General features: G+C 51.3%; 1 protein-coding gene. It reads left to right on the forward strand.

From position 1 onward, the window contains the following. Positions 1 to 488 precede the first annotated feature (488 nt). Positions 489 to 1,210 (forward strand): sodium:solute symporter family transporter (locus AC097P_RS24295; RefSeq protein ID WP_479612986.1); only part of this gene is annotated, 722 nt, incomplete at its 3' end.

Genomic DNA, 1,210 nt, shown 5'->3' on the forward strand with positions numbered 1-1,210 from the left:
AAAGAACCACGCAGGCGCACGACGTCAGCGGCGGTATATCCGCGCTTGATACCTTTCCATCGGGGGTTGGTCGCCCAGTCTTTTTCAAGGGCTGCGATTTGCTGTTCACGGGTCTGAGTAGTCATGGATTCACTCCGTCGTAGTTAATGAATTTCGGTGCCTGAAAGCCAGGCTTTGCACTTCAAGCTGGGAACAATTGTAGTCTTATATAAGACATAAAACCAGCTCTTATGTCTTATAGATGACTAAATAGTTTTCTATACGAATCAATAAGTTAGCAGCGTCATTTCTCCATATGGAATTAAATAATTGCCATATGAAAATTATTCTGCCGCTTCTGGCACGGGCGCAGGATTCGGGCCAGGGCGGTAACCCAAGGCACCAAGCCCGTGCAAACAGCTTGTACACGCCAACCGTGACAATCAGGCCTTCGATCCCTTGCCAACTGTTGGGATAATGCCCAATTTTTTAAATTTAAGGAGTGTGCCGTGCTGCTGACCCTGGTCGTCGTCTACCTGCTGATCACCATCGCAATCGGTCTCTACGCGGCCAGACGTGTCAAGAACACGGCGGACTATGCGATTGCGGGCCGCAATTTGCCCCTGATCATGATCATCACCACCACGTTTGCCACCTGGTTTGGGTCAGAAACTGTGTTGGGCATTCCTGCAAAGTTTGTAAACAGTGGCCTCAATGGCGTAGTGGAGGATCCGTTTGGGGCCGGCACCTGCCTCATCCTGGTTGGCATCTTCTTCGCGGCAAAGCTCTACAAAATGAATCTGCTAACCATCAGCGACTACTTCCGTGAGCGTTTTGGCCGCACGGTAGAAGTGCTGTGCTCTTTGATCATCATGGTCAGTTACCTGGGTTGGGTGTCCGCACAGGTGACAGCACTGGGCTTGGTGTTCAACCTGCTCTCGGGCGGCTCCATCAGCATTCCCATGGGCATGACGATTGGCGTTGTTTCCATCCTTGCGTATACCCTGTACGGGGGCATGTGGTCGGTGGCGGTGACTGACTTCATCCAGATGATTATTTTGGTGAGTGGCCTGTCGATCATCACGGTGTATGCCGCAAACATGGCCGGCGGTGCAGACAAGGTGGTGTCGCTTGCCATGAGCAAGGACTTGTTTAAGTTTCTGCCAGAACCTTCGTTCAAAGACATTGTCTTCTTCCTCGCTGCTGCCATCAGCATCATTCTGGGCTCTAT

The sequence above is a fragment of the Rhodoferax sp. ZS1R8 genome (genome assembly GCF_056521325.1).